A 26316-nucleotide genomic window follows, 5' to 3' on the forward strand; every position below is an offset into this window, starting at 1 on the left:
CCATCGCGACCTCAGAAGGCAAAGCACGAACAGCCGAACGCACCCCAGAACCCAGCATGGTCGCTGACCGGGACCTTGCTCAAGCGTGCACGTTCATGGCTGTGTGAATGCACGGCGCAAGGCCCTACACATTGATGAACAGCCGCCTGAAGCGGTGCCGTGGGCTTCCAGTGACCGGGTACACGAGCAACGGGTGACCAATCCGGCATGACGGGCAATGGCGGGACGCCAAGCGAATCGAAGTCACCTGCGCCGTAGACGATCTTCCCGCCTACCACGGTCAGCACCGACTCGAGGTGCTTGATGGCCTCCTCCTCGACCGTGAAGAAGTCGCGTGAAAGCACCGCCACGTCAGCCAGCTGGCCAACCCTGATCTGCCCTTTCTTGCCCTGCTCGTTCGAGAACCACGCACTGCCTTGAGTGAACAGTTGCAGGGCAACGTCACGCGACAGCCCCTCGGGGTAAAGCGCCATACCGCCCACCGTCTTGCCACTTACCAACCAATACAGCGACGTCCACGGGTTGTAGCTCGCGACGCGGGTGGCATCGGTACCGGCGCCAACCGGAACGCCCTCCGCCAGCATGCGTTTGATAGGCGGTGTCTGTTCAGCAGCTGCCTTGCCATAACGGTCCACGAAGTACTCACCCTGAAACGCCATGCGGTGCTGAATCGCGATCCCGCCGCCTAGAGCGCGCACGCGCTCGATATTGCGCGGGGTGATGGTTTCGGCGTGGTCGAAGAACCAGGGCAGACCATTGAACGGGATGTCCCGGCTCACCTTCTCGAACACGTCGAGCATGCGTGAAATGGATTCGTCGTAAGTGGCGTGTAGTCGAAAGGGCCAGCGATGCTCTACGAGGTGGCGTACCACCGGCTCCAGGTCTGCCTCCATTTGGGCCGGCAGATCCGGACGCGGCTCGAGGAAGTCTTCGAAGTCGGCCGCCGAGAACGCCAGCATCTCGCCTGCGCCGTTGTGCCGAAAGTAATCCGTGCCCTGCCCGTACGTGACGGTGCGTGTCCAGTTCTGGAAGTCGGCGAGTTCTTCCTTCGGCTTCTGGGTAAAGAGGTTATAGGCGATACGGACCGTGAGCTGGTCCTTGTCCGCGAGCTCCTGGATCACCTCGTAGTCATCCGGGTAATTCTGGAAACCGCCGCCTGCGTCGATGGCACTGGTCAGGCCGAGGCGATTGAGCTCACGCATGAACTGCCGGGTCGAGTTGACCTGATACTCCAGCGGCAGCTTCGGGCCCTTAGACAAGGTCGAATACAGAATCATGGCGTTCGGCCTAGCGATGAGCATGCCGGTCGGTTCGCCACTGCTGTCGCGCTGTATCTCCCCACCCGGCGGGTTTGGCGTGTCTTTGGTGTACCCGACGACTCTGAGGGCAGCGCGATTGAGCAGCGCCCGGTCATAGAGGTGAAGAACGAACACTGGCGTGTCAGGCGCCGCCTGGTTGATTTCGGCAAGCGTCGGCATGCGCTTTTCGGCGAACTGGAACTCGTTCCAGCCCCCCACCACGCGCACCCATTGGGGCGCAGGCGTTCGCTCAGCCTGGTCCTTGAGCATGCGCAAGGCGTCGGCCAACGAAGGGACACCTTCCCAACGAAGTTCGAGGTTGTAGTTCAAGCCGCCTCGAATGAGATGCAGGTGCGAGTCGTTAAGGCCAGGTATTGCCCGCCGCCCTTTCAGGTCCACGACTTGGGTAGTCGATCCGCGGGTCGTCATCGCTTCGGCATCGCTACCCACGAGCAAGAAACGACCATCCTTGACCGCCACGGCGGTCGCCTGTGGTTGCTCCGGATCGACCGTATGGAATTGCCCATTGAACAGGATGAGGTCGGCGGTCATGTTCGCTCCTGATGCGAAGCCGGATCTACCGGCGAAAGGAAGGGCGGACCAAAGGGCACCTGCGGCACCGAGTACGGTACCGGCAGCGACGATCTGGCGGCGTTTGGGGTCCTGCGGATCGTTGTTCACGTCTGCGGCTCTCTTCTGTGCGGTTGAGGGTTGGCGGTCAGCGCGCGTTAAGCCAGCCGGCGAGACGCCGTGTAGCCCACGGCATGATCAGGTAAACCACGGGAAGCACGATGCACACGGTGACGATCATGTTGCTCACCCACACGTTTCCCAGTGCGGGATAACGGTGGAATACCGGGCTCCACAGCAACGGAATGCCGGTGGCCAATGGCAGTATCACGACATACGTCAGCACGGCCTGCTTCCATCGTGGCGATGTCGCTTCGGGACTTTTGGGCGTGAACCAGAATTCGCGGCTGGCATGCGAGGTGTAGCGATCGCCTGATACGAGCAGCGGCAGCACCTCGGAAATCAGTACTTTTCGCTCGTCTGACTGCACCCACGCATCGAGGGAGCGCGCGCTCGCGAAACGAATGACGGTGACGTAGTTGCCGCCTGCGTGCTCCGGGCGAATGACACTCACGTCAAGATGCCCTTTCTGCCGACCTGCGGTGGTCACGGCTCGACTCAGCCATCGCTCGTAGATCTCCTGCTGGTTAGGCAGGACTTCGTGGTCAACCACGAGCGTCACCGTTTTTTCGCCGTTCGCACGGATCACGTCGAATCTCCCAAGATTGGAATGACGTCACTATCCCTGCCAACCGAGCGCGAAAATTGAACCGCTGTGCTTTTTTCCGTGCATGCCTTTCACATGGAACCCACTACATGGACGGCAATCTTTGTGATCGCTTCCCCGCACCGACATTGGCTACTGCCGTCGGGAGCGCAATTGTGGGACGCCTATTCGGGAAACGTTCTGACTTGGACGCAGCGCGCCGGCCCCTCACAGGCCGAGCCCTGAGCGCTACCGACGTTGATCGCCAGCTGCAATGGTCCTTCGCGCACGACAAAACCGTGCTCATGGCGCAACACCAGGTCCGTGGCGATCGAGGGTGCTCAAAACGGCGCGAGAAGCGCATGTGACTGCACTTACGCACAAGCGATCGCGTAGCGCCTCGCGCTACGCGGAATGGCTATACAACGGCTTACAGCGAGCGCGTTATCAACGCTCCAGGAACGCAAGCAAATCCTCGTTGAGGCGTTGCTGATGCGTCACGGCAAAGCCATGGGGAGCGCCTTCGTAGACCTTCAATTCGGCGCCCTCGATCTGTTGCGCAGCGAGCTTGCCGGTCGTTTCGAACGGCACGATGGCGTCGGCGTCACCGTGGATCACCAGCGTCGGCACGTCGACCTTGTCCAAGTCCGCACGGAAGTCGGTCTCAGCAAATGCTGTGACGCAATCCACGGTCGCTTTGAGCGATGCCAGCAAGGCGATATTGAGCGTTTGACTCAGTACGCCATCAGACACCTTCTGGCCTTTATCGGTGCCGTAGAACGGTGCGGCGAAGCCGCTGATGAACTGCGCACGGTCCTGTAGCAAGCCGTGTTTGATACCCGTGAATACGGATTGATCGACACCTTCGGGGAAGTCCTCTGCCTTGCCGAAGATCGGCGTGACCGCGCCGAACAATGCCAGCTTTCCGACCCGAGCGGTGCCGTGGCGACCGATATAGCGGCTAACGTCACCGCCGCCCATGGAAAAGCCAACCAAGGTGACATCCTGAAGGTCCAGGTGCTCTATGAGCTCGTGGATATCGTCAGCGAAGGTGTCGTAGTCATACCCGGTCCACGGCTGGCTGGAGCGGCCGAAGCCACGGCGGTCGAACGCGATGGTCCGGTAACCGCGGCTGCTCAGATAGTGCATCTGGTATTCCCACATGTCCGCGTCCAGCGGCCAGCCGTGGCTAAATAGCACGGGTTTGCCGCTGCCCCAGTCTTTGTAATAGATCTCGGCGCCATCGCGGGTGGTAAATGTGCTCATGGAATCAACCTCTCGAGTTGGGAAGAAGAACGCGCTTGGTGTTAAGCCAGTGACTGAATAGCCTAGATTGCCGTCCGCCGGACCGCGAATGCCGTCGAGAACTCGACGGCGCCAGCGCACGGCACGCTGATACCGGTGGACCCCACTATGACGACCCGCGTGCGCGTCGCGCTTGCATCCATGTGCTTTTCGCGGACACACGTATGGCGACGGACGTTCCTCCCGGCGGCGCGAAACACCGGTCGAGTACCTAGTCGTGGCAAAGCGCTACCGAGCGGTTCCAGCACATCTATGCAATAAATCGAAGCGACCAAGTCCGATCACGTCTACGCCATCGTTCCCCTAGGCAGCGATCGAGCAGTCGCTGCGGGGAACAGCCTGCTGCGCTGATAAGTCCGACCTTAAGGACTCGCTAAAAAGGTACAGCGCAATGGACAAGAAGATTACCGCGGATGAGCTCGCGATCACTGACCTCAGGGCGATCAACGAGATATGGCTCCATGGCGGAAACCGCCCTTTATGCCTGTGGCGTGAGGAGCAAGTCTTTACCCACGAAATGCTCAGCGAAGGCACACATGATCAGAATGTCCGGCGCTTGTGCGTGCAGCCTGTCGACCCTAACGACCAGACCACAGTGGCACGTATCGAGATAACCGCGCGTGAGCGGCTAGAAGCGATGGGAAGAACGGGCGAGTTCTATCCCGCTGAGAGAACCAACACTCATCAGTAATCCTGCCACCGCGCGTTCATATCAACCGCGACGTATTGGCTAGGCGTGAATGACTTCAACGCGCGCGGGCGAATCGAGTAGCCTACAGGCGCTGCGATACCCTCCTCTATCTGGCCATTTCCTGATGTGAGAACAGCGCAATGACGGGTAACAGAAAAAGGGTACGCCACCCCGCTTCCAGCCAATGGCTACTGGTGGGCAGCACACTGTTCAGCCTGAGCGCGTTCGCTGCCAACTCGCTATTTTGCCGCCTGGCGCTTAAGGATGGCGGTATCGACCCTGTGGCATTCACCGCCATTCGCTTGTTAGGCGGTTCGCTTTTTTTATGGCTGCTACTCCAATTGCGTAGGACGAGCCCAGCAGGAGGCAGCTGGCGCGGCGGCATCAGCCTGTTCGTCTATGCCTACCTCTTTTCTCTGGCCTACATACAGCTGGACGCAGGTGCGGGCGCGCTCATCCTGTTCGGAGCGGTGCAACTCACAATGTTTGCATTGGCGTGGAAGAGCGGGGAAAAGCTCCGCGCCGCCGTGGTCATTGGAATGCTCATCGCGTTTAGCGGGTTGATCATCTTGCTGGTTCCTGGCAGTCATGCGCCGCCGTTGAAGAGCGCCCTGGCGATGGTCGTCGCAGGCATGGCGTGGGGCGCGTACTCGATACTCGGCAAGGGCTCGGTCAACCCCATCGGTGACACCGCCGGAAACTTCGTGCGTAGCTTACCTTTGATCGGCGTGGCCGCGGCCGTAGCACTCGTACAAGGAGCCATGTCGCTCACCCCTTCAGGCGTGTTTTACGCCATTGCATCCGGCGTCCTTGCGTCAGGCGCCGGATATGCCGTGTGGTATTCGATCATGGGCAAGCTAGGTGCGCAGACCGCGGCAACGCTTCAGCTGGGTGTGCCGATCCTTGCTTCGATAGGTGGCGTATTGTTTCTCAGCGAACCGATATCCATGCGCCTTCTCATTGCTTCATTGGTGGTCCTGGGCGGCATCGCTATCGCGATCCTTGGCCCGCGGCGAAAGACAGCCAGTGCAAACTGAGGCCGAGGACTGCTGATCAACGACGACTGACCTCGCCCGCTCCACTGACCACCCAAGGCGACCGGTCTGGATCGATCAGAACGCCGCCAACCCAACGCTTCGCGGGCAAGCAATCGAGCCAGTTCTTCTGGCGACTCAACACATGTTCACCCTCCGCAGTTATTCGGACTACACGTTTTCGCCAGTCCGCCTGGGGGTGTTCATTCACCAGCGGGTGCGGCGCATCGATCAGGGGGCGCAACAACGCATAGAACATGAGGTCGCCTAAGTACGGTAGAGGTTCGTAGGTCATCATCAAATGACTGAACACCTTAGCGATGGGTAACTCGCCATGATCGGCAAGAATGCGCAGCGCTAGACGCTGAGTAAGACTCAGCCCATCGTGTTCGCCGGGTAGCTCCTGCAGTTGCCTTGCGAGGGCGGGCCCGAGCAATGGAAGTGGTGGATGAAACCGTCTTGCAAGGACAGCCCAATCGCTTGGATCGGCTGCGGTGTAAGCGGCCCACGCTTCGCGCCCTACCGCTAAGGCGTCCTCACCAAGGGTGCGCCGTTGGGGCCAAAGCCAGGCAAGCAGCTCGGGAGCTAGCTGACCGATGCCAATGAATCGTTCCACCCCAGGCACGCTGTCGGTCTCGATCAGTTCGAGTCTTCGGGGCATTGCGGGAAGGCTAGCCAACAGACGGACGAGAAACAGTTGATCGTATGCGTCGGCTTCGCACCACAGCACGAGCTCGCTATCCCCATCCAACTGGGCCAGCGCCTCACGCTGCCGGGCTTGGCGCTGCTGTATATCGCTAAGCGGTAGCCCAAATGCACGGGCCGCGAAGTCGGCGCGCACCCCCCAGTAGTCATCCTCGGGCAGCGCGGGTACCGGCCCCATTACCATGGGGTCGTCGAACATATGAAATGAGCCCGAAAAGCCAGCGATACGTAGCCGGTGCTCGATATCGTTACCGCACCGCCAGTGCTGAACCGTCGCTTCGCCAGGATCAGCGAATCCCGGATGGCGTGCGGTGAAGGCAACGCTGTCCGCATGGCCGATCAATTTGGGCCAGCTGGCGAATCCGGCTTCACGGGCGACCAACCATTGAGTGTCGGCAAGTCGATAATCCGGGCCGGGCACGCCAAGCACGCGCAACTGCGCGCGAGCGTCGTTAGCTTCGGTGTTTTTCAGTGCTTTCAGAAGACGCTTTGCGCGCTTGCGCAGCGCAGGCACATCGAGCAGACCGTGGTGACGGGGTTCGTTTTCGGCAGGCATGCCAACTCCTTACAGGGCTCGGTCCGCCGACAAGCCGGGAGCTGGTATGAAACGTTCAGAAGACATGCTTTGGGGAACCCCTTCGCGCGGACCGCGGGCGCAGCAAACGCCTGAGCGGCTAACTTTACCGTTCAGCACGGACGGAAGCAAAATTGGCGATTGCGGATCGCAACCATCAGGTATGCGTGGGGCCCGCAAAGTGGGGAGACTTGCCGAAATAGTCGATGAGCAACTCAGCCAGCACCCGGATCTTCTGTGCCGGATGTTGCCCAGGCGGGCGAACCAGGTAAGCTGCGGCCGGCGGCGGTGGGTAGGCCGTCATGATCGAGACCAATGACCCGCTGGCAATCCGGTCATGAGTGAGGCAGTCAGGCAAATACGCAACGCCCAGCCCCGCCGCTGCGGCAGCGACCAGCGCGACACCATTGTCCGCCTTGAAACGTCCTTGAGGGCGGACAGAGATGACCTTGTCGCCATCCATGAACTGCCACGCCTCCGTGTTTTGCATCAAGGCTTGATGAGCAACGAGTTCCGCTGGGTGACTGGGGGCGCCGTGGCTGTCGATATACGCGGGGCTTGCTACGAGCGTGACCTTGATCGGGCCAATTCGCCTGCCGACCAGGTTGGAGTCCGGCAGATAGCCGACCCGGATTCCACAATCGAACCCCTCGGCAATGAGATCGACGAAGCGATCGCTATAGCACGTCTGGATGTGCAGCAACGGATGCCGACGCGCCATTTCTGCCAATACCGGGGCAAAGTGGGTCGGCCCGAAGGACAGCGGTGCCGCCACCCGTAGTCTTCCGCGTAGCGCGCCAGCAGGCAGGATTGACTCACGGGCCATCTCCATCTCGGCACATGCCCTGGCCGCATGGTCACGGAAGGTCGCGCCCGCCTCGGTCAGCGCGGCGCCCCGCGTAGTACGGGCCAGCAACTGCACGCCCAGTTCCGCCTCTAGTCGCGCTAATCGGCGGCTGACGATCGACTTCGACACGCCAAGCCTAAGCGCGGCGGCCGAAACGCCACCCGCATCCGCAACCTCGACGAAGGTAAGCAGCTCTTCGATATCCAATCTGGCGTTCCCCGTTACGCGACACAGCTGGCCGGGGAATGCTACTACCAGCCCGTTAACTGGGACAGCAGAATGCGTCGCACAGGAGAGGTCCCGCCTTGGCTTATAGCAGTGCCGGCGCCGCGATCGTCGCCTGATGACAAGCGATAGCTAGCCCATGAACAACCGTGCTTCACATCCACAACAAGGACAAGACGATGACGAGCGAGACCGTCCGCAACGCGTACACCGACCAACTCCTAACGCCAAACAATTCGGCGTTGATCATCATCGATTACCAGCCGATCCAGGTCGCCTCGATCCGTTCCATGCCGCGCGACGAATTGGTCTTCAACATCACCAGCGTGGCGAAGGCCGCCGTGAACTACGACCTTCCAATCATTCACTCCACAGTCAATGTCGCTACCGGCCGCAACAAGCCGCCGATCCAACAATTGCAAGACGTCCTCGGCCATCTGCCGACGTACGACCGGACCTCAATTAACAGTTGGGAAGACATTGAATTCAAGCAAGCCGTCAAAGCCTGTGGCCGCCGCAAGCTGATCATGACCGCACTCTGGACCGAGGCATGCCTCACATTCCCTGTGCTGGATGCAATTCGGGAAGGCTTCGAGGTTTATGTGCCAGTCGATGCGGTCGGTGGAACCTCCTTAGCCGCGCACGAAGCGGCATTGCGCCGTATCGAACAAGCCGGCGCGCAGCTTATCAGCAGGGTACAGATGTACTGCGAACTGCAGCGTGACTGGGCGCGGGAAGCGACGGTCCCAGGGTTCATGGGCGTATTCGAGAACTTTGATGGCTTCAACGTGGAGAAGGCTGTCTGAATAGCGACGGTGCTTCCGCCCCTTAGCTGACAGCCAAACAAGGAGGCGACTGCCGCTGCAGCCGCCTCCTTTCACCAGTGTCCCAGCGCCAAACTTATATTTTTTTTACGCGCTTACCCCTAAATCGGAATCGAATTTTTATCCCGTCAGAGTCGAGACTTTCCACTACGCGACATCAGCCGCACTCAAGGAGTGGAAAATGAACCTTCTCGATGGCCTATCACTGCTCATGGCGGTGGGTCTCTTCCTCTATCTGCTGTACGCGTTGCTCAACGCGGGAAGGGAGTGACGCACCATGGCTTGGCAAGACTATTGTCTGATCGTGGCATTCTTCGCCCTAGTACTGATACCAGCCCCTTGGCTGGGGCGCTTCGTTCACCGCGCGATGGAAGGCGAAAGGACCTGGCTGAAACCCATCCTCGGCCCAATCGAATACGGCATCTATCGCTGTGCAGGCGTGACACCGGAACGAGAACAAAGCTGGAAACAATACGCAGGCTCCGTATTGGTGTTTAGCGCCCTTAGCTTACTGACAGTCTTTTCCTTGCTGATTGCCCAAGGCGCTTTGCCACTTAACCCTGAAGGCCTGCCGGGTCTCGAGTGGACGCTAGCGTTCAACACGGCTGCAAGCTTCATGACCAATACCAATTGGCAGGCGTACAGCGGCGAAGCGTCAATGAGCTACCTGACGCAAATGGCCGGGTTGGCCGTACAGAATTTTGTCAGCCCAGCGGTGGGATTGGCGGTGATCGTGGCGCTTGCACGGGGCATCACGCGCCGCACGGCAGGGACTATCGGCAATTTCTGGGTCGACCTCACTCGCGCCGTCCTGTATTGCCTGGTCCCCTTGAGCATGATCTTGGCGTTCTTTCTGATCTGGCAGGGCGTACCCCAATCGCTCGACCCCTATGTGCACGCCACGACGCTCGAGGGACAGGAACAAACCATTCCATTGGGGCCGGCGGCGAGTCAGATCGCCATCAAGCAACTCGGCACCAACGGCGGCGGCTTCTTTGGCGTCAATTCGGCGCACCCGTTCGAGAATCCAACCGTTTGGAGCAACCTTTTCCAGCTGGTCTCCATTCTGTTGATTCCCGCTGCGCTGCTCTTCACCTTCGGCCACTACGTTAAGGATCTACGTCAGAGCCGTGCGCTGCTGGCCAGCATGCTGGTGGTCTTCGTGATCGGTTTGGGCGCCGCGCTCTACGCAGAACATGAGCCTGCACCGAGCTACGCCAACCTCCCGATCGAGCAAGCGGGGTCGCTCGAAGGCAAGGAAAGTCGCTTTGGTGTCACCGCTTCGGTGCTATGGGCGGCGGCTACAACGGCGGCGTCGAACGGCTCGGTGAATGCCATGCACGATAGCTTGAGTCCGCTAGCCGGCATGGTCGCGATGTTCAACATGATGCTCAGTGAAGTCATCTTCGGTGGGGTTGGTGCCGGCCTCTACGGGATGCTTCTTTTCGTAATGATCGCGGTGTTCCTGGCCGGCTTGATGATTGGGCGCACGCCGGAATACCTGGGGAAAAAACTGGAGGCTCGCGAGGTCCGTCTGCTTGTCGCAACGCTGGTGGTCATGCCGATCGGCGTGCTGGTCTTTTGTGCACTCGCCGTGAGCTTTGCGAGCCCGGCGTCGGCCATTAGTGCACCTGGGCCGCATGGCTTGAGCCAAGTGCTCTATGCCTACACCTCAGCCACTGCCAACAACGGCTCGGCCTTCGGCGGGTTCGGCGCTAATACGCCCTACCACAATCTCATGCAGGGCTTGGCGATTCTGCTTGGGCGTTTCGGCTACATCCTGCCCGTGCTGGCCATCGCCGGAAGCCTGGCCGCCAAAACACGCTCGCCCCTCGGACCGAATAGTTTTCCAACCCACGGCCCGTTATTCGTCACGCTGCTCACACTGACGATCCTGCTGGTCGGTGGCCTGACCTTCCTCCCTGCCCTCGCGCTGGGCCCATTGGCTGAACACTTTGCCTCGGCCCTGTAAGACGGAGAGACCATGACTATTCATACCCCGGCACCCGCACGTGCCAACCCGGTGACTACTCCAGTGTCGCCCACGCCCTGGAAGCCTGCTCTGATCCAGGCGTTCACCAAGCTTGACCCCCGGCAGCTGGTCCGCTCACCCGTGATGCTGACTGTCGAGCTCACTGCTGTCGTCACAACGGTGTTGTGCGTCGTGCAAAACCCACTGGTAAGTACGGGCTTTTCAGTCCAAATCGCATTGTGGCTCTGGTTTACAGTCCTGTTTGCCAACTTCGCCGAAGCGCTGGCAGAAGGCAGAGGCAAGGCCCGCGCGGACAGCCTGAAATCAGGCAGCGAGGGGCTAACGGCCCAGCGCCGAACGGCGACTGGAAGCTATGAATCAGTGCCGGCGAACCAACTACGACGCGGTGATGTGGTGCGAATAGTTGCAGGCGATTCCATACCCGGCGACGGCGAGGTAATTGAGGGCGTAGCGGCCGTTAACGAGGCGGCAATCACGGGTGAGTCTGCACCGGTAATACGCGAATCGGGCGGCGACCGCTCTGCCGTGACCGGCAATACCCAGGTGGTGTCGGACTCATTGATTGTGCGCATCAGCAGCAACCCTGGCGAATCCACACTCGACCGGATGATCGCACTCGTCGAAGGCGCTAAGCGTCAAAAAACACCGAACGAAGTGGCGCTGGACATCCTGCTGATCGGCCTGTCGCTCATTTTCCTGCTGGTCGTCGCGACCCTCCAACCGTTCGCCCGTTATGCCGGTGGTGATCTTCCCATCGTCTACCTGGCCGCACTGTTGGTCACGTTGATACCCACGACCATTGGCGGGCTCCTGTCGGCGATCGGCATTGCCGGCATGGATCGCCTCGTGCGGCTCAACGTGATCGCAAAATCCGGTCGTGCTGTGGAAGCCGCGGGTGACGTTCATACGCTGCTCCTCGACAAGACCGGTACGATCACGTTCGGTAATCGCCGCTGCAGTGCGCTATTCAAGGCGCCGGGCGTCACGACGCCGGCTCTTTCGGAAGCCGCAATGCTTGCTTCGCTGGCTGATGACACGCCCGAAGGCAAGTCGATCGTGGAGTACCTGCGCAACCTGCAGCCCATCGAGACGCCGCCACGCGAAGCGCTGCATGCCATTCCTTTTAGCGCCGAAACGCGTCTTTCCGGGGTGGACTGGAACGGTCGCCAATACCGGAAAGGTGCCGTTGGTGCAGTCCTTGCGTGGCTCGACATGTCCCAAGCGCAGATGCCCGACGTTCTGGCTCGGGAAGTCGAGCAAATCTCTCAAAGTGGCGGTACTCCGCTACTCGTTGCCGTAGACCGTGAGCTACTGGGTGCCATTCACCTCAAGGATGTCGTGAAACCAGGCATTCGCGAACGCTTTGCCGAGCTCCGCCGCATGGGGATACGTACCGTCATGGTGACGGGTGACAACCCGCTGACTGCCGCGGCGATCGCTGCTGAAGCTGGCGTGGACGATGTGATCGCAGAAGCGACACCCGAAAAGAAACTGCAGCGCATCCGAAGTGAGCAGGCCGAAGGAAAGCTCGTAGCGATGTGTGGAGACGGTGCGAACGATGCGCCCGCATTGGCACAGGCCGACGTCGGACTTGCCATGAACGACGGTACGCAGGCTGCGCGCGAAGCAGCGAACCTGGTCGACTTGGACTCTGATCCGACCAAACTGCTGGACGTGGTGCAGGTCGGCAAGGAGTTGCTGGTAACGCGTGGCGCGCTAACGACGTTTTCCGTGGCGAACGATGTCGCTAAATACTTCGCCATCCTGCCTGCACTGTTCGCCGGAATCTATCCGCAGCTTGGCGCATTGAACCTGATGAACCTGCACAGCCCGCAGAGTGCGATCTTGTCGGCCATCGTCTTCAACGCACTGATCATCGTCGCCTTGATTCCGCTCGCCTTGCGGGGCGTGAGAGTCCAGGCCTCCGACGCGGCCAGCCTGCTTCGCCGCAACCTGCTGATATATGGATTGGGCGGCCTCATTGCGCCATTCATTGGTATCAAACTGATCGACATTCTGTTGGTCGCCTTGGGATTGGTTTGAGGATGAACGCCATGCACGACACGAACCGCCATAACGGGTTCTCATACCTGCGCCCTGCCCTCGCGATCATCGTGCTGATGACGCTCATTACCGGCTTTGGCTATCCGGTATTGGTCTCGGCAATAGGTCAGGCATTGTTTCCAGAACAAGCCAATGGAAGCCTTATCCGTGACGATCAGGGAGTCGTCCGGGGAAGCATTCTGATAGCGCAACGCTTCGAGGGTGAGGAGTGGTTCCACTCCCGGCCGTCCGCGGGAGATTTCGCCACCGTCTCCAGCGGGGCAAGCAATATGGCAGCCAGCAATCCAGCACTGGTCGAACGCATCGCTAAGGATGCAGCGCGTCTGAGCGTCGGCGCCCAAACGCCGGTCCCGTTGGCCCTGGTGACAACCTCAGGTAGTGGGCTGGACCCAGACTTGCCGGTCGCAGCGGTCCAGTTTCAGACCGAACGTGTCGCCCGCGCACGGAAACTGGCCCCCTCGGTCATCGCGGGAGAAGTCGATCGATTGACGCAACGCTCCCCTATCGGGCCGGATGTGGTTAACGTCCTGCAGCTCAACCTAGCGATTTCGGCACTGGGCAACGAGGACAACACGCCGTGAACAGCTCCCGGCGCGCGGATGCCCTGCTTGCGGACCTGCCGCGTGAAGGGCGCGGCAGGCTAAAGGTGTTTCTCGGCGCCGCTCCCGGAGTTGGCAAGACCTACGCAATGCTCCAAGCGGCGCATCGCCAGCGCGAGTTAGGTGTGGACGTGCGCGTGGGCGTCGTTGAAACACATGGGCGCAGTGAAACCGCAGCGCTCGTCGCCGGCCTGCCGCAACAACCCGTACGCGCGGTCCCCTACCGAGGACTGCAGCTCGCCGAACTCGATCTGGACGGGTTGTTGGCTTCGACGCCGCAGCTCGCGCTCGTTGATGAGTTGGCGCATACCAACGCACCGGGCAGCCGACACACCAAGCGCTGGCAAGACGTTCAGGAGTTGCTGTCCGCAGGCATTGATGTCTATTCGACCATCAACGTCCAGCATCTGGAGAGCTTGAACGACCGTATCCACGACATCACTCGCATCAAGGTACGCGAAACGGTTCCAGATTGGGTTATTCAGGACGCCGACGAAATCCTGCTTATCGATCTTCCTCCGCGTGAACTCCTCGAGCGCCTGCGCGAGGGCAAGGTGTACGTACCCGAACAGGCGCGCGCCGCCATCGATGCGTTCTTCAGCCAGACCAACCTGACGGCGTTGCGTGAACTGGCGATGCAGACGGCGGCGGCCCGCGTCGAGGCCGATCTCGACAAGCGTGCCAACCTGCTCGGAGAGCCTTTGCCAGCAGTGCGCGGGCGTTTGCTGGTTGGTATCCACGGAGGCAGTTCCGCTGCAGCGTTGGTTCGTCATGCAAGCCGTGTCGCCGAGCGGCGGCATCTACCCTGGTCTGCGGTTCATGTCGATGACGGCCGCGCCATGGACGAGCCGGCACGGGTAAGGCTCCAAGCCGCGTGCCAATTGGCGGAGCGGCTTGGGGGCGAAGTCGTGACGTTACGTGGCGATCCTGCTCGAACGCTGACCGAGCATGCACACGAACGACGTGCGAGTTTGATTCTGATCGCACGCGGAAGGCCCCGTATGTGGTCGTCGCGCACTCTCGCTAACCGCCTGTTGGCCCACAGCGATGGCCTCGAGGTCAGCATCCTCGACGTTGGCGCGGAGCCGATGCCAAGGCTTCGCTACACGCAGCGTTCAGCGGAGTGGACACACTACGTGCTGGCAGCCGCTTCTAGCGCCGGGGCGACCGCGATAGCGATGCTGTTATCCAAAGTCCTTGAGCTGCCGAATGTCTCGCTCGTCTTTCTCTCTGCAGTATTGACCGTCGCCGTTTGCAGTAGCCTTGGCCCTGCGTTGGCGTGCGCCGCCCTTTCCTTTCTCGCCTACAACTGGTTCTTCATCGAGCCGACCTACTCGTTCACGATCAACCGCGAGCAGGATGTCCTGTCACTGTTCTTCTTCCTGTTCATGGCGACGCTGACGGGAAACCTGGCTTCGCGCTTGCGCCGGCAATTGAAAAGTTTGCGCGAGACGCAGAGCGAAACGGTGGCGGTTCTTGAGTTCTCCAGGCGCTTGACCGCCGCCACGGACAAAGCGGCCATTCTTAGCAGTGCAAAGCAATACCTGGAAGAGCGGCAGCCGCTAAGCACGCTGGTCATGACGCGCCATAAAAGCGGTAACTGGCACATCGAAGATGGCGGAGACCTGCGTCTTTCCGAGCAGGACCGCGCCGCTGCCGATTGGGCCTGGAAACACGAAGAGCCCGCCGGATTGGGCACCGATACGCTCCCAAACTGTAGCTGGCTGTGGATTCCGCTTTTGGGGGACGAAGGAACACTCGCGATCCTGGGTGCGAGGGGGAGTACCGAAGATCACATTCCACCCGACCTGAACCGGCTGTTGAAGTCGCTTGCACAACCACTGGGACAGGCATTGGCACGAGCCCGCCTCGCCGAAGATCTCGAGGCTGCACGTCTGCATGGCGAGACCGAACAGCTTCGCAGCGCATTGCTGGCGTCCGTCTCACATGATCTGCGGACGCCGCTAACCGCGATGCGCGGCTCGATCGACAGCCTCCTGACATTGGGCAACGCCATCTCGGAAGATGACCGAACCGAGCTGTTGGAAGGCACACGAAACGAGGCGGAACGACTCGACCGCTACATCCAGAATCTCCTCGACATGACCCGACTTGGACATGGCGGTCTCAAGCTCGCAAGAGATTGGGCAGCTCCCGGCGATATCGTCAGTAGCGCCCTGACGCGCTTGCGGTCGGTTCTCACTGGCCTGACGGTGAAATGCGACATTGCGGATAGCGTGCCTTTGATACACGTCCATGCGGCGTTGATTGAACAAGCACTCGTCAACGTTCTAGAGAACGCTGCTCGGTTCTCGCCTAGTCTCGGCGTGATATCGATCAATGTCGCGCAGGAGGGAAACGAGCTCTGCTTTGCAGTAACGGACCAGGGCCCTGGGATCCCACCCCAGGAGCGTAAGGACGTATTCGATATGTTCTACACCGCAGCGCGTGGTGATCGAGGCGGAAAAGGGACAGGCTTAGGCTTGGCCATTTGCCAAGGAATGTTAGGCGCGCATGGTGGCCGTGTTGCCGTTTCCGACGGCCCAGATGCGCGTGGAACGACTATCTCGATGTACTTGCCAATATCCCCTCAACCCGCGCAGGACGACTGAGATGAGCCATGTGCCGCGAGCGCGAATACTTGTGGTCGACGACGAAAACCAAATCCGTAAGCTGCTCAGGATCAGCCTGGCGACACAGGGCTACCAAATCGTCGAAGCGGCAAATGGCGCTGAAGGTATTGCAGCCGCTGCTAACTACACGCCTGACCTGGTGATACTGGATCTCGGGCTGCCGGATATGGATGGGCAAGACGTGTTGCAGGAACTCCGGTCGTGGAGTAACGCACCGGTTTTGATGCTATCCGTTCGAAGTGGCGAGGATACCAAGGTCGCAGCGCTCGACCTCGGCGCCAATGACTTCGTGACGAAACCGTTCGGTATCCAAGAGCTACTTGCACGCGTACGCGTATTACTGCGCGCGTCCCACGCAAATCGAGGCGCCGATCCGACGATTGAGCGGGGCCCACTGCGGATCCAGCTGGCTAAGCGCCAAGTCAGGCTGGCCGGTGAAGAAATCAACCTGACGCGTAAAGAGTATGGAGTACTCGCCCTGCTCGCCCAACACCAAGGCCGCATCGTGACACAGCAGCAATTGCTGCGAAGCGTTTGGGGGGCGTCTCATGCCCACGATAACCATTACCTCCGGATCGTCGTGGGACGCCTGAGACAAAAACTCGGCGACCCACCGACAGAGCCGACCTTCATCAAGACCGAGGCAGGTGTGGGTTATCGATTACTCGACGCAGAGCCATGAATCAAAGCGTCGTCCATGTCCATCTGTGCCCGTGCGGACTCTCTTCCAAGCAAGCTCAGCGACTCGAACGATTGGCCTTACGAATGAGCAGATGCTGTCCAAAACGCTCCGATCGACGTTGGGCTCAAGCATCTCTGGAACGATCCCGTTCTGCTCGCCCGCCGCGCTGACACACAAATGACTCAATTTGATGGAATGCTCGTCCTAGAGAGGTTGCGTTAACGCTGCTCATGGACGATCCTGTCGCGGTGCTAGTCATCTGGACCAACAACTCGGTGACAATATAAGGCAGGAAATAGCAGGGCATTCGTTAAGCAATGCCGTTATGTCAGTAACCGTCAAACCGCCGTATCGATTGCGTGTTTTTTGAAGCCCGTAATCACCTTCAAACCGCGCCAGCAGTAGTACCGGGTACCGCCGCTGGGCAAACAACACAGAACACCTGTTCCTGACAAGGAAGGACGACTATTCGACTGTAGCCTGCATCGCGCATGGCTACCGGGATCGATGCTCGTGTTTACCTATGTAAGGTCAGCTGTGCCTATCTCAAACGAAAAATCCGTCGACACCTCGATTCAGCGCCTATGCCTGCTGGACAGCGAACAGATCGTACCGCTGTTCGAAGAACTATCCACCGTCTCCGCACCGACGACTGTAGGTTTTCTCAACCAACACGCCTACAACCTTGCACAAAAGCACCCGTGCTTTCGCAGCAGCCTTCTCGAGATGCGATACCTTCTTCGGGACGGGATAGGGCTGAAGCTGGCATGCAGAATCAACCGCTGCGACCCTAAATCCAATCTCAACGGTACCGACCTGATTCCCAGGCTAATTGCCCACTTGAGCGACGATGCTGGCCGGAACTGCCAGTTCTTTTCCATAGGCACGCAAGACCCTTGGCTGACCGTAGGTTCGCAAAGACTCTACGGTGATCAGCCGTTTCAGGCGGTCCATGGATTTCTGGATGACGAAGAATATCTTCAGTTCGTGAAGCGTCACCACAAGCCCGGTACGCTGGCTGTGTTAGTGCTTGCCCTGGGCATGCCGCGGCAGGAACATTTGGCCGCCTACCTTTCTCGGCGACTAGACATACCCTGCCTCATCATTTGCGGTGGCGCGATTATCGATCTTTCGGCGCAGCGTTTCCCGCGCACGCCTAAGCTTTTGCGGCAATGTGGCCTGGAATGGGCATTTCGACTTTTTCTGGAGCCACGCCGTTTGTTCGCACGCTACGTGTTCGGTATTCCACTGTTCTTCTTCTACGTCCTGCGAAACCGATTCCATTGGGCGATGGCCAAGGATCAAGCCTGGACGAATGATGGAAGCGATTGAGCGAGTCTCGATCTGCACCTTCCCACGCGTAATCGGGCACGCCATGCATGCCGGGTATCAATGGCCAATCTCGCGGTCCGTATCGAACCGGTTGCGAGCGGAACGAAACGCCTCAGAGTTGTCGAGGAGCCAGGTCCATAGCGGCACCATGCGCGCGAGGAAACTCTTGCCCAGCGCGGTTAGCCGGTACTCCACGCGCGGTGGCACTTCTCGATAGTCCATACGTGAAACGAGCCCATCCCGCTCCAACTGCCGCAGGCTGCGGGTCAGCATGCGCTGGGTGACACCGTCCAGCCGCCGAGCCAGCTCGGCATGGCGAAGCGTGCCGGCGACGCCAAGCGCATGAACGATACCGAGCGACCAGCGATTGCCGGCGTGGGTGAGCACTTCACGTTTGAGGTGATCATCATCCGCGCTGAGCGCGTCACAGACGGCCTGCGAGACGCGAATGATCTCATCTTCGCTTAGGGTTTCATGCGGTATCACGAATGTGCCTTCTTCAGAATGAACGCCAAGGATGACACGATAAAAACGTCAACGCAGATCATTCAAGGGAGACCGCAATGCATGCCCTACCCGCTCATCAAACACGTTCGATACTGGTGCTCGGTGCCGGCGAGCTCGGCATGGCCGTCATCAAGGCCCTCGCCGATCACAGGGATTTACGCGTAACGGTTGCGCTGAGGCGAACCGATGACACGGCCCCCTCGGCGCGAAAAAAACAGACCGTCGAAACCATCGACTCCTTGGGCGTCGAGATCGTCTACGTCGATACCAAAGCCGACTCGGTGGCGAAGCTTGCGCAACTGTTCAGCGGCTTCGACATGCTCATCAGTTGCCTAGGCTTCGCATCCGGGGCGGGGACGCAACTCAAACTTACCCACGCCGTCTTACAGTCGGACCTGAAACGCTACATCCCTTGGCAATTCGGCGTGGACTACGACGCCATCGGTCGCGGCAGCCCGCAAAATCTGTTCGACGAGCAATTGGACGTGCGCGACGTACTCAGAGGCCAAACCCGTATTCAGTGGCAGATCGTTTCCACCGGGATGTTCACGAGCTTCTTGTTCGAGCCGGCGTTCGGGGTCGTCGATCTTCGCAATCGAGTCGTTCGCGCCCTGGGAAGCTGGGATACCGCCGTGACGGTGACGACGCCCGAAGACATTGGCCGATTGACCGCTCAAATAGCGTCCGAACCGCCTTCGGAAAACCCAATCATCTTTTGCGCGGGCGACACGCTGAGCTACGGACAGCTTGCCGATCTCGTGGAGCATCTAATGGGATCGCCCATGCGGCGGGAAGAATGGACGTTAGCGACACTCAGGGCCGATCTCGCAGCAAACCCCGACGACACGATGCGCAAGTATCGGGCGGTGTTCGCCGAGGGCAAGGGCGTCTCCTGGGACAAAAAACGCACCTACAATGCTACGCGAGGCATCCCTGTGACCACGGTTGCGCAATGGATCGAACGCCATCTCGCGCCGTCTGCCGCCCAGCACGGCAAGCGCGGTCAATCGGGCAGCCGCCGCCCGTAGATGGCCTAGTCACTCACTCATTTTTTGGCCCTGGGGCTTGGGACATGCCGACGCTAGAGTTCATGTACACCATGCGATTCAACTCTACCCTTAAAGGAAATCAGGCCATGTCCCAACGTCTCGACTATTTCGCGCTTTCGCCGGATGCCGCCAGCAAATACATCGAACTCACGCAACTGTTGAACAGGAAGCCGTTCCTCGCCGAGGTAGGGCACCTCGTCACCCTTCGGGCCTCACAAATCAATGGCTGCGCCTTTTGCGTGGACATGCACGTGAAAGAGGCGAAGATTCACGGGGAACGGGAATTGCGCCTTCACCATGTCACCGTGTGGCGCGAATCGACGTTGTTTTCGCCCCGCGAGCGCGCCGCACTGGAATGGACGGAAGCACTGACGCGGCTTGCAGCTCACGGGGTGTCGGACGAAACCTATAACAACGTGCGTGCACATTTGTCGGACGCAGAATTGTCAGACCTGTCCTTCATGGTGATTTCAATCAACGGCTGGAATCGACTGAGTGTCGCCTTCCAGGCGGTGCCGGGTTCAGCGGACAAGCTTTACGGACTCGACAAGGCCGATCTTCATTGAGCGGCCGCTTGGGATAGGCATTTAGTCCAGCAACCCGGCAACACGTGAAGCGATTTCCGCAGCAGCGTCCGCATCCCGCACATTGGTAAACGCCATCAACAACCCCTGGCGTGCAGGCTTGCCCCGATACCAGTCGGATAGCGCCTGTAGCGCCAGGCCTGCCTCTGCTGCGCGAGCCGCAACCTCGCGGTCGTCCGGCCCCTGCGTCAAACGGGCGAGCACGTGCATACCGCCCTCCCTCAATTCGAGCGTTATCCGCCCTCCCAGTGTTGCAGCGAGCGCATCGCTGAAAAGCGTCCTTCGGTGGGCGTACAAACTGCGCATCTTTTTCAAATGGCGCGCGAAATGCCCTTCTTCCATAAACGTTGCCGTCGTGCGCTGCAACAATTGGGGGCAATGGTTGTGCAACACGTCGGCCATCCGCGCAAAGTGGGCGGCCTGCGCTTTCGGCACCACGAGATAAGCCAGACGTAGACCGGGTATCAGCACTTTGCTGAAGGTGCCGGTATAGAGCACGCGGCCCTGAACATCGAGACTCTTCAAGGCCGGTAACGGTCGTCCTACATACCGATACTCACTGTCGTAATCGTCCTCGATGATCCAGCTACTCCGCGCCTCCGCCCACGCGAGCAGTGCCTGCCGACGCGGCAAAGACAGGGATACGCCCAGCGGGCTTTGGTGCGATGGTGTGACCACCGCGAACCGAGCATTAGGTGCCCGCTCGATACCGGCAGCGACCTGAAGGCCCTGTTCATCGACCGGAACAGGGATGAGCTCCGCACCGGTTTGCTCGAAGAATCGCCTGGCGAAAATGTAGCCAGGGTCCTCGAACCAACCCTGGTCACCGACGTTCAGCACACTGCGGGAAATGAGTTCCAAGCAAGCCCGGTAGCCTGCGCAGATAAAGACTTGCTCGGGTGAACAGCTGATACCACGGGAAATGCCCAAGTAGCGTGCGACTGCCGTCCGCAAGGCGATTTCACCTTGCGGATCCGGATAGACCATGCCCTCGAGACCGCCCTGTTGGACGGTACGGCTCGCGAGCCGCGTCCAGGTCTTCCGAGGAAACACATCGAGCGCCGGCAGGCCCAATTGCAAGGGCAACGGGGCGCGTCCCGTGTGCATCGCCCTATAGGCGGACGGCGCAACCGACGCGGTGGCTTGCACGCGAGCGGGCGGCGAAAGTCGCGGGCACACCACCGTCCCCGCCGGCCCTCGGGCATCCAGATAGCCTTCGCCGATGAGAAGCTGATAAGCCGCTTCTACGGTGCCGCGCGCCAAATTCAATTCGGCAGCCAACGCCCGCACCGACGGCACGCGATCGCCAGGTTTTAGCTGGCCCGCGGAGATCGCATTCCGGTAACGCTCGTACAGTTGGCGATAGAGGGGCGTAGCGTTCGCACGATTCGGCATTTCCGGCGCGGGCATCCTGACCTCCTGGCGTTGGCCGTCGGATAGTAACGCATGCCGCGGACACCGAGTGCGGCTGAACCCTCGCCATCAGGCATGCATTCGACGCGGTGGATGACCCATGCATCCTTCGCGTTCTTGGCCCTGGGGTCAGCACCTCGACCGACCTAAGGTGGAGGTCCCCTTCGCCGCAGGCCCCCACAATGACCACGCCCCTAGATTTGCGCTACCTGACCGAAACGCCCGAGTTGCGCGACGCATTCGTACTAATGCGAGCACTGCGCCCACATCTGGTCGACAGCACAGCCTTTACCGACCAGATGGCCCGCCAATTTCTGCAGCGCTACCAGCTATTGGGGGCATGGCTCGATACTGAGCTGATCGGCCTGATCGGCTTTCGTACGCTGGAAAATCTGCTCTACGGGCAGTTCATCTATGTGGATGATCTGGTAGTCGCCGAATCACAACGCCAAAACGGTATAGGCGCAGCGTTGTTGGACGCTGTCAGACGCGAGGCGACCAACACCGGATGCGCTCACCTGGTGCTCGACACGGGACTGCACATGCCACTCGCGCAGCGGTTCTATTATCGCGAAGGGCTGCTTGCTAAAGGCATGCACTTCGTTCAACCCCTGCAGAAGGAAGGTACCCACCATGCGTGAGCTTTTACTGATCAACGCGAGTCCACGGCCGAAGACATCGATTGGTTACTGCTTGGCGAACGAAATGGTCGAGATTGTGCGCCAGCGCAAACCCGGCCTGATCGTGACGCAGCGCGACCTGAGTGAAGCCGACCTGGCACCGTTGAGCGACGAGTACGCCGACGCCCTCACCCGCCGAACGCCCGATGCAGCGCCGGTCTTCGCCGCTTCGGAGCGACTGATCCGCGAACTCGAACGCTGCGACGCCATGCTGATCGCCACACCCATGCACAACTTCACGCTACCGGCAGCACTCAAGCTTTGGATCGATCACGTCGTCCGCATCGGCAGAACCTTCGACGCGACACCAAACGGCAAGGTCGGACTGCTCGGCGACCGTCCCGTCTACGTGATCGTCAGCTCCGGTGGCGCTCATCGCGGCCCCCGCGCGCGTCAACCGGACTTTCTGACCGCGTACATGCGGCACGTCCTGAGCACGATCGGCTTGTTCGACGTACAGTTCATCTATCTGGAAGGGCTGGTCGCGGGCGAAGACGCGATCAAGGCCGCATACGAAGCGGCCCGTCAGCGTCTTACCTTAGAGCCGCTATTCGCAGGCCGGGCGCTGGCGTGATTGCAACAAACAGCGCGCCTGCGACCATTGCGTCAGGCCTCAAACGGGGCCGAGTCGCGCGAGTATGAGCAGTGCAAGCATTACCGTGATGGCGCCACCGATCCGCGTCGATATTTGCGCATAAGGCAACAGCTGCATGCGATTAGCCGCTGTCAGGATGGCGATATCCCCTGTTCCCCCCAGGCCGCTGTGGCAGCCATTCACGATGCCCGCCTCAATGGGATACAGGCCCATGCGCCGCGCCATCACGAACCCCGTCGCGACAAGCACGAGTACCGCGGTCGCGATCGTGAGCAAATTGCCGACGTGCAGCGCGGCAGTCAATTCGCTCCAATGGGTCACGGCAATCGAGTTGGCGAAAAGCAGCGGGTACGTCACACAGGTGGTGAAGAATTTGAATAGTACGCGAGCGCCCTCTTCCAGCGTCGTCGGTACCGCCTTGAGCAGCTTTAGCAACACAGCGATGAACAACATACACACTGGGCCCGGCAAGCCGAATAGCGCATGCAGAATGACGCCGGTCAGGTACAGCGCGATGGCGCACATGCCAGCAGCGATCACATAGTTCACCGTCTCAGCGCTGAATGATTGCTCCTTCTCCTTTTCCTTCGCGGGGGCAACATCGACGCTTTCCGCCAACTGCAACCGGCCGTTTCCCGTGAGGCTTGGAAATCGCTTACCAACCAGGTCCAATGCGCCGCACGCCAGGATCGCGCAAAGATTACCGAGCAGAATGACAGGTAACAGCTGGGCGAGGATCTTGCCGGAGTCGACGCCTAGGATTTCGCCATAGCCCACGGAGAGCGGGATCGCACCTTCGCCCAACCCGCCACCCATCACCGGCACGATGACGAAGAACAGAACCTGTCGTAACTCCATGCCACACAGCATACCGACGCCGACGCCTGCCACGAGCGCTAATACCGAACCGATCAGCAGGGGAACGAATATCTTCGCGAAGCCCTTGATGATCAGATCACGGTCCATGGTGAAGATGCTTCCAACGACCACCGATGAAACGAACAAGTAGATGAAATTGCTTGATTTGGTGAATACGGTGATCGGCTCGATGATTGCGGTCGGCACCCAACCAATGCTCACCAGGTACGAAGGCAGAAATGCAGATACGATGGCGGCGCCCCCGATCTTGCCGAAGAACGGTAAGCGCTTACCGATTTCGGCGCAGGTTGCGCCACCCAGGCCGATGACGGCGACCATCATGGGAAGGTCGGTTTTCAACTTGTCCGTGACCAGCAGCCCCGCCACCATCACCAGTAAAAGAAGGTAGATGGGAAGTGGAATAAAGCTGATCTTGATATCGAAAAGACGCCAGAAAAGCGGCTGTCGAGCAAGATCGGCGGAGACGATGCCATCCGTATTGTCGATGGATTTGGCGTTTTGCATGACGACCTCATTATTGTTGTTGACGTGTGCCTATGCGGCGAAGCACTGGGCGAATCAGAGAGGATTCAACAGGCCTGCGTGGCGCGCCTGCTCGACGATCACCCGCGCGCGCCGAACGAAGGGCGCGTCGATCATCTGGCCATCCATTTGGTACGCACCCACACCCGATGCCTGTGCTGTTTCCTCAGCTTCAAGGATGGCGAGCGCACGAGTGATGTCGTCCGCAGAAGGCAGGAAGGCCGCATTGGCAAGTTCGATTTGCGACGGATGTATGCAGGACTTGCCCGCAAAACCCAGGCGCCTTGCGGCGGCGGCTTCCCCTGCGAAGCCTTCAGGATCCTTGATTTGGGCGTAGGCCGTATCATAAGCAGCGACCCCGGCTTCGCCTGCGGCAAGGCGCAACGCCAATTGCAGCTGACGCACCGTGCCGGCATCGTAACGATCGATGCCAAGTGGCTCGAGCAAATCGGCGAAGCCCAGCTGCAATCCCATAACCCTGGGATGTGCGGCTGCGATATCGAATGCCCTACGTAACCCGCACGGCGACTCGATATTCGCAAGAATGTGTAGGGGTGACGACAGCCCTTGTTTTCCTTCCAGCCGCTCAAGGTCATTCACCAACTCGGTGATCTGCTCAGGGCTTTCGACTTTTGGAAGATTAACGATCCGCATCTGCGAACCGACTAGAGCTTGCAGATCATCCGCGTAGAAACGTGAGCTGATTTCATTGATGCGCACCACGATTTTTTTAGCCGTGGGCTTTAGGCCGAACAAGTAATCCGCCAGTTGCGATCTGGCCTGCGCCTTCCGTTCAGGGGCGACCGCGTCTTCGAGGTCGAAGCTGACGCCGTCCGCTGCGGAGTTCATGGCTTTATCGAACAGTTCGGGACGTGATCCGGGAACAAAAAGCTTACTGCGCATACCTGGCCTCGCGGTGCAGGAACGGCACCGCGCCCATGGCGCACATACGTTCTGCGTTGTTATTGGCAACCTCCGCAGCAGGCCGCGGGGCATTGCGCTCATATTGCTAAAGTAAAACCACAAGCTAAAGTGAGTATTTATTACTTTAGAGTTAATTAATTTTTGACTATGGATACTCGTTATCTTGAAAGCTTTCTTCACGTTGCCCAGCTGGGTTCCACGGCCGCAGCGGCGCGTCTCCTGAACCTAACCCCCACCGCGGTCGCGCAACGCATCAAGGCTCTGGAGCACGAGATCGGCGCGTCGCTACTGACCCGTACGGGGCGTAACATGCAGGCCACCCCAGCGGGCGTCGCGCTTCTAGAGCCGGCCCGCGAGTTAATCCAGCGGACGCAGGAGCTTCGTGCTATCGCCGCGCTGGACGAGATCGCGGGAGACTTGCGGATCGGATGTATCACCACTGCGCTCGGTTACCTGGTGCCGGATACCCTGGCGTCCTTGATCAGTACCTATGAGCATCTGCGACCGCAGCTCGAGCCGGCATTTTCCACTGAGCTATACGGCAAGATCCTCGCGGGCGATATCGACATCGCCATACTTGTGAAACCGAGCTTCGAACTGCCCAAGGAACTGATCTGGCGTTCGTTGCGGGACGAACCCTTTGTCGTGCTCGCGCCACAGGACATGCAGGATCAGGACCCGCACAGGCTTCTTGCCACCCAGCCGTTCATTCGTTATCACCGCAGATCCTGGGGCGGAATGCTGGCCGACCGCTACATGCTCGAAGAAGGAATCCAGCCTAATCAACGGTTTGAAATCGACGCGCTAGACGCAATCGCTGCAATGGTGCGTGGCCGGCTAGGGGTATCGTTGGTGCCACAGTGGAATCCGCTGCACGCGAATTTGAACGAGCTGGCGCAGATCCCTCTTCCCGCGCCGGGGCTTCAGCGCCCGATTGGCCTTCTATGGCGACGCAATTCCGCGAAATCCCCGTTGATCCAAGTGTTCTGCAAGGCAATGTTTGAAAGAATCCAACGCGGATAGTCCACTTTTTATGGATTCTGAATGTAGCGTTACGTTATTTAAAACTCACCCTCCGACA

At 59.7% G+C, this 26316-nt stretch carries 24 protein-coding genes; 15 read left to right on the forward strand and 9 right to left on the reverse strand.

The window, feature by feature from the left end:
* Window positions 1-11 precede the first annotated feature (11 nt).
* The 3 genes from IEY47_RS05905 to IEY47_RS05915 form a co-directional block, all read right to left on the reverse strand.
* A complete protein-coding gene (locus IEY47_RS05905) occupies window positions 12-1850 on the reverse strand; it encodes an amidohydrolase (RefSeq protein WP_188982329.1) in 1839 nt (612 codons plus the stop codon).
* A 166-nt stretch (window positions 1851-2016) separates the two neighbouring features.
* Window positions 2017-2577: an antibiotic biosynthesis monooxygenase gene (locus tag IEY47_RS05910; RefSeq protein WP_188982223.1), complete on the reverse strand. Its 561-nt coding sequence runs from the start codon at window positions 2575-2577 to the stop codon at window positions 2017-2019.
* A gap of 444 nt (window positions 2578-3021) precedes the next feature.
* A complete protein-coding gene (locus IEY47_RS05915) occupies window positions 3022-3840 on the reverse strand; it encodes an alpha/beta fold hydrolase (protein ID WP_188982224.1) in 819 nt (272 codons plus the stop codon).
* Between the two features lie 430 nt (window positions 3841-4270).
* Here IEY47_RS05915 and IEY47_RS05920 point away from each other — a divergent pair, with 430 nt between their 5' ends.
* Together IEY47_RS05920 and IEY47_RS05925 are read left to right on the forward strand one after the other, a co-directional pair.
* The gene (locus IEY47_RS05920; RefSeq protein ID WP_188982225.1) at window positions 4271-4570 is read left to right on the forward strand and encodes a hypothetical protein; all 300 of its coding nucleotides are present in this window, start codon (window positions 4271-4273) and stop codon (window positions 4568-4570) included.
* 140 nt (window positions 4571-4710) lie between these two features.
* Entirely contained in the window at window positions 4711-5607 is an 897-nt protein-coding gene (locus IEY47_RS05925) for a DMT family transporter (RefSeq protein ID WP_188982226.1), read from the forward strand.
* 16 nt (window positions 5608-5623) lie between these two features.
* Here IEY47_RS05925 and IEY47_RS05930 read toward each other — a convergent pair whose 3' ends face one another.
* A complete protein-coding gene (locus tag IEY47_RS05930; protein ID WP_188982227.1) occupies window positions 5624-6865 on the reverse strand; it encodes a DUF1835 domain-containing protein in 1242 nt (413 codons plus the stop codon).
* A 175-nt stretch (window positions 6866-7040) separates the two neighbouring features.
* Window positions 7041-7937 (reverse strand): LysR family transcriptional regulator, encoded by an 897-nt coding sequence (locus tag IEY47_RS05935; RefSeq protein WP_188982228.1) that lies wholly within the window; start codon window positions 7935-7937, stop codon window positions 7041-7043.
* Between the two features lie 197 nt (window positions 7938-8134).
* Here IEY47_RS05935 and IEY47_RS05940 point away from each other — a divergent pair, with 197 nt between their 5' ends.
* The 8 genes from IEY47_RS05940 to IEY47_RS05975 all read left to right on the forward strand — a co-directional run bounded on the left by IEY47_RS05940 (window position 8135) and on the right by IEY47_RS05975 (window position 18082).
* On the forward strand, window positions 8135-8761 hold the full coding sequence (locus IEY47_RS05940; RefSeq protein ID WP_188982229.1) for a hydrolase: 627 nt from the start codon (window positions 8135-8137) through the stop codon (window positions 8759-8761).
* A gap of 199 nt (window positions 8762-8960) precedes the next feature.
* Window positions 8961-9050 (forward strand): K(+)-transporting ATPase subunit F, encoded by a 90-nt coding sequence (kdpF, locus tag IEY47_RS05945; protein WP_188982230.1) that lies wholly within the window; start codon window positions 8961-8963, stop codon window positions 9048-9050.
* Window positions 9051-9056: 6 nt separating this feature from the next.
* Window positions 9057-10751 (forward strand): potassium-transporting ATPase subunit KdpA, encoded by a 1695-nt coding sequence (gene kdpA / locus IEY47_RS05950; RefSeq protein ID WP_188982231.1) that lies wholly within the window; start codon window positions 9057-9059, stop codon window positions 10749-10751.
* Between the two features lie 12 nt (window positions 10752-10763).
* Window positions 10764-12815, forward strand: a complete 2052-nt coding sequence (gene kdpB / locus IEY47_RS05955; RefSeq protein WP_188982232.1) for a potassium-transporting ATPase subunit KdpB — start codon at window positions 10764-10766, stop codon at window positions 12813-12815.
* Between the two features lie 11 nt (window positions 12816-12826).
* On the forward strand, window positions 12827-13417 hold the full coding sequence (gene kdpC, locus IEY47_RS05960) for a potassium-transporting ATPase subunit KdpC (protein ID WP_188982233.1): 591 nt from the start codon (window positions 12827-12829) through the stop codon (window positions 13415-13417).
* Entirely contained in the window at window positions 13414-16047 is a 2634-nt protein-coding gene (locus tag IEY47_RS05965; RefSeq protein WP_188982234.1) for a DUF4118 domain-containing protein, read from the forward strand. The genes kdpC and IEY47_RS05965 overlap by 4 nt, the downstream gene beginning before the upstream one ends.
* A 1-nt stretch (window position 16048) precedes the next feature.
* The gene (locus IEY47_RS05970; protein ID WP_188982235.1) at window positions 16049-16750 is read left to right on the forward strand and encodes a response regulator; all 702 of its coding nucleotides are present in this window, start codon (window positions 16049-16051) and stop codon (window positions 16748-16750) included.
* A gap of 537 nt (window positions 16751-17287) precedes the next feature.
* Window positions 17288-18082, forward strand: a complete 795-nt coding sequence (locus IEY47_RS05975; protein WP_229779243.1) for a WecB/TagA/CpsF family glycosyltransferase — start codon at window positions 17288-17290, stop codon at window positions 18080-18082.
* A gap of 57 nt (window positions 18083-18139) precedes the next feature.
* Here IEY47_RS05975 and IEY47_RS05980 read toward each other — a convergent pair whose 3' ends face one another.
* Entirely contained in the window at window positions 18140-18568 is a 429-nt protein-coding gene (locus IEY47_RS05980; protein WP_188982237.1) for a winged helix-turn-helix transcriptional regulator, read from the reverse strand.
* Between the two features lie 77 nt (window positions 18569-18645).
* Between IEY47_RS05980 and IEY47_RS05985 the strand changes: the two genes are divergently transcribed.
* Both IEY47_RS05985 and IEY47_RS05990 read left to right on the forward strand, forming a co-directional pair.
* Window positions 18646-19617: an aromatic alcohol reductase gene (locus IEY47_RS05985; protein ID WP_188982238.1), complete on the forward strand. Its 972-nt coding sequence runs from the start codon at window positions 18646-18648 to the stop codon at window positions 19615-19617.
* A 107-nt stretch (window positions 19618-19724) separates the two neighbouring features.
* Entirely contained in the window at window positions 19725-20204 is a 480-nt protein-coding gene (locus tag IEY47_RS05990) for a carboxymuconolactone decarboxylase family protein (protein ID WP_188982239.1), read from the forward strand.
* A 21-nt stretch (window positions 20205-20225) separates the two neighbouring features.
* On the opposite strand, the gene pdxR is transcribed toward IEY47_RS05990, so the two are convergent.
* Window positions 20226-21632, reverse strand: coding sequence for a MocR-like pyridoxine biosynthesis transcription factor PdxR (gene pdxR / locus IEY47_RS05995; RefSeq protein WP_188982240.1), 1407 nt, complete (start codon window positions 21630-21632; stop codon window positions 20226-20228).
* A 185-nt stretch (window positions 21633-21817) separates the two neighbouring features.
* On the opposite strand from pdxR, the gene IEY47_RS06000 reads away from it, so the two are divergent.
* Together IEY47_RS06000 and IEY47_RS06005 are read left to right on the forward strand one after the other, a co-directional pair.
* Window positions 21818-22276 (forward strand): GNAT family N-acetyltransferase, encoded by a 459-nt coding sequence (locus IEY47_RS06000; protein WP_188982241.1) that lies wholly within the window; start codon window positions 21818-21820, stop codon window positions 22274-22276.
* On the forward strand, window positions 22269-22889 hold the full coding sequence (locus IEY47_RS06005) for an FMN-dependent NADH-azoreductase (RefSeq protein ID WP_188982242.1): 621 nt from the start codon (window positions 22269-22271) through the stop codon (window positions 22887-22889). The genes IEY47_RS06000 and IEY47_RS06005 overlap by 8 nt, the downstream gene beginning before the upstream one ends.
* 39 nt (window positions 22890-22928) lie before the next feature.
* Here the strand turns inward: IEY47_RS06005 and IEY47_RS06010 are convergent, their stop codons facing one another.
* Together IEY47_RS06010 and IEY47_RS06015 are read right to left on the reverse strand one after the other, a co-directional pair.
* On the reverse strand, window positions 22929-24293 hold the full coding sequence (locus IEY47_RS06010) for a 2-hydroxycarboxylate transporter family protein (protein WP_188982243.1): 1365 nt from the start codon (window positions 24291-24293) through the stop codon (window positions 22929-22931).
* Window positions 24294-24347: 54 nt separating this feature from the next.
* Window positions 24348-25415, reverse strand: a complete 1068-nt coding sequence (locus IEY47_RS06015; protein ID WP_229779245.1) for an HpcH/HpaI aldolase/citrate lyase family protein — start codon at window positions 25413-25415, stop codon at window positions 24348-24350.
* On the opposite strand from IEY47_RS06015, the gene IEY47_RS06020 reads away from it, so the two are divergent.
* A complete protein-coding gene (locus IEY47_RS06020) occupies window positions 25383-26258 on the forward strand; it encodes a LysR family transcriptional regulator (protein ID WP_188982244.1) in 876 nt (291 codons plus the stop codon). The two genes, IEY47_RS06015 and IEY47_RS06020, sit on opposite strands and share 33 nt — an antisense overlap.
* The last annotated feature ends 58 nt before the right edge of the window (window positions 26259-26316 follow it).

This window comes from Pseudomonas matsuisoli, assembly GCF_014647635.1.
In the GTDB taxonomy this organism is placed as follows: Bacteria; Pseudomonadota; Gammaproteobacteria; order Pseudomonadales; family Pseudomonadaceae; genus Pseudomonas_P; species Pseudomonas_P matsuisoli.

What these genes read in the sequence shown, in the direction of transcription:
- IEY47_RS05925 (WP_188982226.1), top strand. Translation starts at nt 4,711, where the DNA reads ATGACGGGTAACAGAAAAAGGGTACGCCACCCCGCTTCCAGCCAATGG.
- IEY47_RS05905 (WP_188982329.1), bottom strand. Translation starts at nt 1,850, where the DNA reads ATGACCGCCGACCTCATCCTGTTCAATGGGCAATTCCATACGGTCGAT.
- IEY47_RS06010 (WP_188982243.1), bottom strand. Translation starts at nt 24,293, where the DNA reads ATGCAAAACGCCAAATCCATCGACAATACGGATGGCATCGTCTCCGCC.
- IEY47_RS05970 (WP_188982235.1), top strand. Translation starts at nt 16,049, where the DNA reads ATGAGCCATGTGCCGCGAGCGCGAATACTTGTGGTCGACGACGAAAAC.
- kdpF (WP_188982230.1), top strand. Translation starts at nt 8,961, where the DNA reads ATGAACCTTCTCGATGGCCTATCACTGCTCATGGCGGTGGGTCTCTTC.
- pdxR (WP_188982240.1), bottom strand. Translation starts at nt 21,632, where the DNA reads ATGCCCGCGCCGGAAATGCCGAATCGTGCGAACGCTACGCCCCTCTAT.
- kdpC (WP_188982233.1), top strand. Translation starts at nt 12,827, where the DNA reads ATGCACGACACGAACCGCCATAACGGGTTCTCATACCTGCGCCCTGCC.
- IEY47_RS05990 (WP_188982239.1), top strand. Translation starts at nt 19,725, where the DNA reads ATGTCCCAACGTCTCGACTATTTCGCGCTTTCGCCGGATGCCGCCAGC.
- IEY47_RS06000 (WP_188982241.1), top strand. Translation starts at nt 21,818, where the DNA reads ATGACCACGCCCCTAGATTTGCGCTACCTGACCGAAACGCCCGAGTTG.
- IEY47_RS06005 (WP_188982242.1), top strand. Translation starts at nt 22,269, where the DNA reads ATGCGTGAGCTTTTACTGATCAACGCGAGTCCACGGCCGAAGACATCG.
- IEY47_RS05915 (WP_188982224.1), bottom strand. Translation starts at nt 3,840, where the DNA reads ATGAGCACATTTACCACCCGCGATGGCGCCGAGATCTATTACAAAGAC.
- IEY47_RS05920 (WP_188982225.1), top strand. Translation starts at nt 4,271, where the DNA reads ATGGACAAGAAGATTACCGCGGATGAGCTCGCGATCACTGACCTCAGG.
- IEY47_RS06020 (WP_188982244.1), top strand. Translation starts at nt 25,383, where the DNA reads ATGGATACTCGTTATCTTGAAAGCTTTCTTCACGTTGCCCAGCTGGGT.
- kdpA (WP_188982231.1), top strand. Translation starts at nt 9,057, where the DNA reads ATGGCTTGGCAAGACTATTGTCTGATCGTGGCATTCTTCGCCCTAGTA.
- IEY47_RS05985 (WP_188982238.1), top strand. Translation starts at nt 18,646, where the DNA reads ATGCATGCCCTACCCGCTCATCAAACACGTTCGATACTGGTGCTCGGT.
- IEY47_RS05930 (WP_188982227.1), bottom strand. Translation starts at nt 6,865, where the DNA reads ATGCCTGCCGAAAACGAACCCCGTCACCACGGTCTGCTCGATGTGCCT.
- kdpB (WP_188982232.1), top strand. Translation starts at nt 10,764, where the DNA reads ATGACTATTCATACCCCGGCACCCGCACGTGCCAACCCGGTGACTACT.
- IEY47_RS05940 (WP_188982229.1), top strand. Translation starts at nt 8,135, where the DNA reads ATGACGAGCGAGACCGTCCGCAACGCGTACACCGACCAACTCCTAACG.